Raw genomic sequence first — 7,266 nt, 5'->3', positions numbered from 1 at the left:
ACCTTGCGTCAACGCCGGATACAAGCCCATCACCGACAAGTCAAACGAATAAGGGGCTTGGCTCAACACTTGTGCATGTTTTGGCAAATCAAAGCTGTTCATCCAATTGACAAAGCTCAACAGGTTGGTGTGCGAGATCTGCACGCCTTTGGGCTGGCCAGTAGTGCCTGAGGTGAAAATAATATAAAAGGTGTCATCCCCAGTCACTGGTGTCAACTGCGCTGCATGGGCGCGACTAGCCGCAATGGCTTGCGTATGTGCATCTAACACTGGGGTATGCATTTGAAGCGGTAAGTCTGCCACGGCTAAAATCAATGCCGGCTTGGCGATGCTTTCGATCATGGTCAAACGCGTCTGCGGTGAATGGGTGTCCACTGGAATGTAGGCATGCCCCGATTTCACACAAGCGAGAAAAGCAACGATGGTTTCAAAGCTTTGATCGCAATACACCATGATCGGGGATTTTTCAGGTAAGTCACAACCAGCGATGGCTTGTGCTAAATTGGTCGAAGCAATGCTGAGTTGTTGATAATCATAAGTTTGGTCATTGATTTGGTAGCATACCTGATGCGGTACCACTTGGGCTTGCGCATCAATAGCTTGAATAATGTCTGTGATCACAATAAGCCTCCAAGTTACTAGAATTCGTTATAAATAAAGTGACTGCCACCCACGCCGCGGTAGCTGTAGAGATACACCAGCAGTAACAAAATCACGGCATAAAACAGCGTGCGTAAAATAAAAGTCACCACTGGTCGTTGAAAGAAATGTTTCAATTGCTTACTCCTTAGTCGATAGTCGAAATCACAAAACTTGGACCACCCGGTTTACGCCGTTGCCAAAGCGTCAGGCAAATGCCTAATAAAATCACATTGCCAACCGTTGCCCCCAACGGCCAAAAACTCAATGCGATCACGATCACCACCGCAACGCCCCACAATACCCAAGGTGGGGCTTGGCGTTTAGGCATCGGGCCGATCCACGCTAGGCGTTTTTGTTTAAAACCGATGTCTTGTAAATCACTTAATGCAAAAGCATGCCGGCTCGCCCCTTGCAATAAGGCGCGTTTGACTTGAGCCGTGAACGCACAATCACGAAACAAATCGCGATGCTTGCTGGCAAAGCCTACCACCTGATAGCCCCCAACAACCAACGCATCGATCATCGTGGCAAAAGCGTCGATCATCGTCGCTTGTTCTGGATCGATCACTACATAAGCATCTGCAGCAATTGACGCCAAGCCCGCTTGAACCGCTGCGTCATAGCCAAAATGCCGAGATAGCCCTAACTTATGGGCATGAGGCACGCTAGCTTTTAACTGGGCCATTTCATCAGCCACAGCTGGGCTGGCCCCATCATCGATCAACCACAGCCGAAAGTTAACTTGCGGCCACAACTTGGTACAAATATCGATTTGGGCTTGAACTGCCACCATGATTTGGGATAAATGTTGTGGCCGATAGCACGGCATCAACAAGGCGATTTGCATGAAAGCTCCTTTCCAACAAGCTTTTGAATGACTTCAGTGTACCGACTTTGCTTGTCGGCATCCCCTTAAGCTTGTTGAAATTAACCTGAGAATTTCTCAGAATCGCGCTCAGTTTCTAAATGGCAGTCAACTTCAAAACGTCAATCATGATTTTTACGCCACAAAAAAAGACCAAAGCATTTCGCCTTAGTCTTCATCATATTTAATTATTCGTCGGCAAACTGATCACAAATTTAGCCCCAGTTGGATGATTATCGATGACTTCCAGCTCACCGTGATTCAAATCGATCAAGCGCTTGGCAATGGCTAAGCCCAATCCGGTACCACCGATTTGTTTTTCGCGCGAAGCATCCACGCGATAGAACCGGTCGAACACTTTGGCCTTATCAACGTCTGCAACCCCTGGACCTAAGTCAGACACAGACAACAGCGCCCGATCATGCGTGCGCGAGACTTCAAGGGTAATTTGCGAATCTTCCCCGTATTTTTCAGCATTGTTGAGTAATGCCACGACCACTTGCTCGATCGAATCACGATGCGCATAGGCCAACACTGTTTCTGTGCCGATCACTTGCAAGGGCTTGTGTTCACTGATCGGATAGCTGGTGGCCACGCGTTGCGCAAGCTCCGTCAAATCAAACCAATCGCCTGCCAAATGCGCATGATCCATTCGTGACAAGCTTAATAATCGCTCGATCAACTCTTGCATCGCAAGGCTTGATGATTCGATAGTGGCTAAGGATTCCGGCACGATTTCAGGATGATCTTTGGCATGGCGGCGAATCAAGCCCACATGTCCGCGAATTGCCGCTAACGGCGTGCGCAACTCGTGGGACGCATCCGAAACAAATTGATGATTGCGGATCACTTGTTGATTCAAACTGGTCAACAAGCGGTTGAATTCGATGCCTAATGCTCGCACTTCTGCAGGGCCATCAGGTACTGGCAACGTTTCATGATAAGTCGCGTCTTTAGCTTCCACGATGGTTTCAGCCGCAGTGGTCAGATCTACCAGCGGTTGGTTGAGCCGTTTGGCAAAAATATGAATCAACCAAATGCCTAACAATAAGCCGATCATACTCATCACCACAATCACCAAAAGCGTCAGCTTGAATAATTCGATCATATTATTCAAACTCAACCACAATTCATAAGTGACTTTGGTTTTGCCATAATACTTGGTTTCAGCCAAGTGGTAATAGATCCCGTGCTTTTGTTGATACTGGACATGCGACCACAACGCCCAAGTATTCCAATCATCTTTCAAAAAGGCTTGCGTATGTTTGGTGTAGTAATAGCGCGTGGGTTTGGCATGCGGTCGTACGATCACACGCACAAAGCTGGTATGCATGTTGACATTCGCAGTATCACGCCAATAATCCCAGTCTGGTTTATTATCGGCGAAGCTTTTTTGCAAGGTCGTCATCAATTGCGACGCATCGTCTTGTTTGTTGTGGATCAAATGCGCGCCGACCACGCTGATGGTGACCACCCCCACCGCCAGCATCAATACAGTGAGTAAACAGGCATAAGCGCGCGAAATCCGACTCGCGCTAGATTCGGTATTTTTAGGCATGGCACCAGTCCGCTGATAACACGTAACCGACACCGCGCACTGTGTGGATCAATGGCGTCGTATTCGGCAAGTCCAACTTGTTGCGCAAGTAGCGAATGTAAACATCCACAATATTGACTTGCCCATCGAAATCTTGGCCCCATACCGTGTCCAACAACTCATCGCGCGTCATGGGATTATCGGCATGTTGGATCAAAGCTAACAACAACTCGTATTCACGCGGGGTCAACACTGCCACTTGGTCGCCTCGCCGAACGGTACGGGCTTTAGTATCAAGCGTCAAATCCCCAACGGTATAAGTACTGTGCGGGGTATGATTTTGCCGGCGGACACAGACACGAACGCGCGCCAGCAATTCTTCGATATCAAAAGGCTTGGTGATGTAATCATCGGCCCCGTTATCTAACCCTGCCACCTTATCGCCGACATAATCGCGGGCCGTCATCATGATCACTGGCAAGTCGTCATTTTTGCGAATGCGCCGTAAGACTTCTAAGCCATCGAGTTTGGGCAACATCCAATCTAAAATCACCAAGTCGAGGCTTTGGCCGTGAGCTTGGTAATATTGCCAAGCACTCAAGCCGTCGTGCACCACATTGACATCATAGCCTTCAAATTTGAGTTCTGAGGATAAAAAGGTGGTCAAACTTTCTTCATCTTCCACTAATAACAATGACTGTGCCATGAGCTCCCCCTTTTCGCAAATTGCTATTGCAAGAATAACATATTCTTCAGGCGCACAATCTAACAGTGTTGTCACGTAAGCGGTGACGCCGACAAACATTACTTTTGTTTAAGAAAAAAGCCTCAAACCGGGGATGAGGTTTGAGGCTTTTCGATTACTTGATCATTTGATAATTGTCATCATAGAACTTGCCGTTGCGGATATCATCTGGCATCCCAGCATAAGGTTCCTTGGCGATCACTTGGGTGTTGTTTTGACCGGCATCACCGATGTAAGTGATGTGTGCAAATTCTGGCACGACCAGCTTTGGATAAGTTTCATACTTTTCGCGGGATTCGTGCATCAAGTCGATGTGTTCGTTTTGGTAAGTGACCGTGATTTCTGGATGTTCTTGGACCCACTTCGGGAAGAAAATCGTGCCGTTGAGCTTATGTTCATTCGGCACAAAATCCAGCGCCACGTCAGTCCCAGTCGGTTCCGTCCAAGCGACTTTGTACACGCCTGGGATCAACATCGCGATGTGCGCTTCTTGATCGGTGACCCAACGCCCGGCGACCATGCCGCCGTGGATGCGGTAGTCAACGGTGTGATCATTTTTAGCGTACCATTCATATTCCCAACCGTTGTCGTAAGTATAAATAAAGTGCGTACCTAAAAAGTCGTCTAAAGTTTCAAAGTGCTTATCTAAGTGATTCAAGTTTGCCATGTGCGTTCCTCCTATATGTCATTAATGACATGTTTTAATCAACGTGATTATGTTATACTCAACTTATCAAATCGTCAAGAGGAAAATTCATGGCACAACGCAATTTACTGCAATTCATTATTTTAGGCCTGCTTCATCAAATGCCACGGACTGGCTATGAACTGACAAAAGCCTTTGATTCAGATATCGGAGAATTCTGGTCGGCGCAACATTCACAGATCTATCCCCAACTGCAAAAACTAGAAACTGCCGGCGCTTTAACGCACACCGAAGAAGTCACCGGCGAAAAACTCGCCCGCAAACGCTATGCGATCACCGACGCTGGGTTAGAAACATTGAACGCCTGGCTCGCCGCACCAACGCCGGCATCAACCAATGGCAAAGATGAGTTTGCGTTAAAGCTTTACTTCATCCCCGATGCCAACGACGCCCGCTTGCGCTCGATGCTTGAAGCCCAACAAGTTGAACATACGGCTAAACGCACCCACTTAGAGCATCAATTGGCGACCAAGTTTCCTGATGGCGCGCCCGCAGTAGGCCTCGGCCATTATTTGATCCTCCAACATGCAGTATCACGAGAACATGAATACTGTGATTGGCTCGCAACCGCGTTGACGCATTGCAACTAAAAAAGCGCGCCACTGATTTTTTCAGTGACACGCATCCTATAGGAGTTAAATTAAGTCATCGGCAAACATGCCTAAACCGACAGGATCATCACGCCATTGGGCAAAATATTGGTGATTGGCGGCAACCACTGCCGCAACTTTTGCCCGCAGTTGCTGGAGTTGGGCGTCATTGAACAGTTGCGGTACGCGCAAGACGATCAGATAATCGATCGGCTTTTTCAAAATAGTCCATAAAATCGGCCGGCGCAACGTCATCACCAACACTTCTGGCTGGGTGCAATCCGGATCAGTGGCATGGATCAAGGCGGTGCGGTCATCGAGTTGCAAGGCATCTCGAGCCGCACTGGCTAGAAGACTGGAAATGGCTTGTTGAAAATCGAGGCCGCGATCTTGGTGCAAAAAGACCGCTGCCTGTTGCAATGCAGTAAGCTTATCGTAACGAGTTAACTTAACGCGCGGGTAGACTGGCGCATGATCGGCGATGAACATATTCGCGACCTCCTTGTTTTTGTTTACGGTTACACTGTAACGGTTGGAACGCGTTACAGGTCAAGCATAAATCGTAAATTTGTTGCGAATATGGGGAAATTACTATTTTTATCGCAATAAGCGCCGCAACTTCAGCGAAAGTTGCGGCGCTTTTCTCAGTGATTCCGCATGACGCGTCGATAAACCACGATCCCAATAACAAAGGTGATCACATCTGAAACCGCTTGGGCAAAAATCACCCCGTGCAAGCCTAAGAGTAATGACAAGATCATCATGACGATGAAGAATACCACCCCTTGACGCGAAATCGCCATGATCAAGGCCCCAAGCGATTGGCCAGTCGATTGAAAGACGGTGGTAAAGACTAAGATGGCCCCGATGAATGGCGTCGTCATCAACAACGCCCGCAGCATCAAACTGCCAAGGACCACAATTTTGGGTGTGTTCATGAATAAGGCGACCAGTTGTGGGGCAAAAATCATTAACAAAGCTGCGGCAACTAAGGCATAGCCGATTTCCACTTTGAAATCATACTTCAAGATGGTTTTTAATCGGTCATGATTTTTCGCGCCAAAGTTATAGCCGATCAACGGTTGGGCCCCAAAAGCAAAGCCGACCATCACCAGCATCACCACCATGTAGATCTTTTGGGCGATGCCCATGGCTGCCACCGCATCAGAGCCGTAATGCGCCAAATGCGAATTCAACAAGGCGATCCCGAAGCTTTGCATGAAATTGGTCAGCGAAGCTGGGATCCCAATGGCGACAATTGCCCAAAAGGCCTTGGTATCGACATGCGCCAGCAATGGCTTCACGCTTAAGTACTCGGACTTCGACATAGTGAACCATACCAGCAACCCAGTATTCAACATGTATCCGATCACATTGGCCAAACCCACACCAGTCGCGCCCCAGTGCAACCCAAACAAGAAAATCGGATCTAACACAATGGTCAACGCACATCCTGCCGCTGTGGCGATCATCGATTGTTTGGCCAAGCCTTCGGTACGAATGATGTTGCCTGGTACCAATGACACAATAATGAACACCGCACCAATGGCCAACATCCGATAAAAGCCGCCAGCATAAGCACGCGTTGAAGCCGTCGCCCCAAGCAAGCCCAAAATCGGTTGCTCAAAACCCAACATCAATCCCGTGACGATCAAACTTAAAATAATGGCGGCATAAAAACAAAAACTCGAGGCCCGTTTCACCTTTTGATAATCATGAGCGCCCATCAGCCGTGAAATCAAAGCGCTGCCGCCTAAGCCGAAGATATCCCCTAGCGCTAACATAAAGGAAAATACCGGTGTGCCTAACGCGACGCCTGCCACCAGATCCGCGTTGCCAGTTTGCGCAATAAAAAAGGTATCCGCTAAATTGTAGATCATGCTGGCAACCATGCCGATCACCACCGGTAAGGCCAGTTGCATATACGCCTTAGGCACTGGCGCATGTTCGAATAAGTCGTTCATCTCAACAATCCTCCAGTTTAACGATACCGTAAAGCAATTTTTCATGTAAGCAACAATTCCAAATAAATAGCGTCCGTTTGGAAGCGGCCGTGACCTTTACCCAATTTGTTGGAACTGAATTCGATTTACCTGCAAGGCAGTTCACTGAGAGCTGTCTTGTTTTAAAATAACGTTTCGATACCGGAACCTTTCCATTCACCAGTTTCCGGATCAACCT

At 48.1% G+C, this 7,266-nt stretch carries 10 protein-coding genes; 1 reads left to right on the top strand and 9 read right to left on the bottom strand.

What is annotated here, in order from left to right; genetic code table 11:
- The 6 genes from ACKTSG_RS13100 to ACKTSG_RS13075 all read right to left on the bottom strand — a co-directional run.
- The coding region (locus ACKTSG_RS13100; RefSeq protein ID WP_407895388.1) for an AMP-binding protein at nucleotides 1-621 on the bottom strand (621 nt) is incomplete at its 3' end.
- A gap of 17 nt (nucleotides 622-638) precedes the next feature.
- Nucleotides 639-776, bottom strand: coding sequence for a teichoic acid D-Ala incorporation-associated protein DltX (locus tag ACKTSG_RS13095; protein ID WP_407895386.1), 138 nt, complete (start codon nucleotides 774-776; stop codon nucleotides 639-641).
- An 11-nt stretch (nucleotides 777-787) separates the two neighbouring features.
- Nucleotides 788-1,489 carry a glycosyltransferase family protein gene (locus tag ACKTSG_RS13090; RefSeq protein ID WP_407895384.1) on the bottom strand — a complete coding sequence of 234 codons (702 nt, stop codon included), beginning with the start codon at nucleotides 1,487-1,489 and terminating at the stop codon, nucleotides 788-790.
- A 202-nt stretch (nucleotides 1,490-1,691) separates the two neighbouring features.
- Nucleotides 1,692-3,065, bottom strand: coding sequence for a sensor histidine kinase (locus ACKTSG_RS13085; RefSeq protein ID WP_407895382.1), 1,374 nt, complete (start codon nucleotides 3,063-3,065; stop codon nucleotides 1,692-1,694).
- Nucleotides 3,058-3,750, bottom strand: coding sequence for a response regulator transcription factor (locus tag ACKTSG_RS13080; RefSeq protein WP_407895380.1), 693 nt, complete (start codon nucleotides 3,748-3,750; stop codon nucleotides 3,058-3,060). Before ACKTSG_RS13080 ends, ACKTSG_RS13085 begins: the two co-directional genes overlap by 8 nt.
- A 154-nt stretch (nucleotides 3,751-3,904) precedes the next feature.
- A complete protein-coding gene (locus ACKTSG_RS13075; RefSeq protein WP_407895378.1) occupies nucleotides 3,905-4,456 on the bottom strand; it encodes a phenolic acid decarboxylase in 552 nt (183 codons plus the stop codon).
- Nucleotides 4,457-4,545: 89 nt separating this feature from the next.
- On the opposite strand from ACKTSG_RS13075, the gene ACKTSG_RS13070 reads away from it, so the two are divergent.
- Nucleotides 4,546-5,085, top strand: a complete 540-nt coding sequence (locus tag ACKTSG_RS13070; protein ID WP_407895376.1) for a PadR family transcriptional regulator — start codon at nucleotides 4,546-4,548, stop codon at nucleotides 5,083-5,085.
- A 45-nt stretch (nucleotides 5,086-5,130) separates the two neighbouring features.
- Here ACKTSG_RS13070 and ACKTSG_RS13065 read toward each other — a convergent pair whose 3' ends face one another.
- The 3 genes from ACKTSG_RS13065 to ACKTSG_RS13055 form a co-directional block, all read right to left on the bottom strand.
- The gene (locus tag ACKTSG_RS13065; protein ID WP_407895374.1) at nucleotides 5,131-5,574 is read right to left on the bottom strand and encodes a hypothetical protein; all 444 of its coding nucleotides are present in this window, start codon (nucleotides 5,572-5,574) and stop codon (nucleotides 5,131-5,133) included.
- A 155-nt stretch (nucleotides 5,575-5,729) separates the two neighbouring features.
- Entirely contained in the window at nucleotides 5,730-7,049 is a 1,320-nt protein-coding gene (locus tag ACKTSG_RS13060; RefSeq protein ID WP_407895372.1) for an MATE family efflux transporter, read from the bottom strand.
- Nucleotide 7,050: 1 nt separating this feature from the next.
- Nucleotides 7,051-7,266: hypothetical protein (locus tag ACKTSG_RS13055; RefSeq protein ID WP_407895370.1), on the bottom strand; the 216-nt coding region annotated here is incomplete at its 5' end.

It is taken from the genome of Lacticaseibacillus salsurae (assembly GCF_045862175.1).
Lineage (GTDB): Bacteria > Bacillota > Bacilli > Lactobacillales > Lactobacillaceae > Lacticaseibacillus > Lacticaseibacillus salsurae.
The sequence above is the reverse complement of the archived record's forward strand: the minus strand, read 5'-3'. Positions and strand labels throughout refer to the sequence as shown.

Bases quoted from the DNA above. Each gene is read 5' to 3' on its own strand.
- ACKTSG_RS13090 (WP_407895384.1), bottom strand. From the start codon at position 1,489: ATGCAAATCGCCTTGTTGATGCCGTGCTATCGGCCACAACATTTATCC.
- ACKTSG_RS13085 (WP_407895382.1), bottom strand. From the start codon at position 3,065: ATGCCTAAAAATACCGAATCTAGCGCGAGTCGGATTTCGCGCGCTTAT.
- ACKTSG_RS13080 (WP_407895380.1), bottom strand. From the start codon at position 3,750: ATGGCACAGTCATTGTTATTAGTGGAAGATGAAGAAAGTTTGACCACC.
- ACKTSG_RS13075 (WP_407895378.1), bottom strand. From the start codon at position 4,456: ATGGCAAACTTGAATCACTTAGATAAGCACTTTGAAACTTTAGACGAC.
- ACKTSG_RS13070 (WP_407895376.1), top strand. From the start codon at position 4,546: ATGGCACAACGCAATTTACTGCAATTCATTATTTTAGGCCTGCTTCAT.
- ACKTSG_RS13065 (WP_407895374.1), bottom strand. From the start codon at position 5,574: ATGTTCATCGCCGATCATGCGCCAGTCTACCCGCGCGTTAAGTTAACT.
- ACKTSG_RS13060 (WP_407895372.1), bottom strand. From the start codon at position 7,049: ATGAACGACTTATTCGAACATGCGCCAGTGCCTAAGGCGTATATGCAA.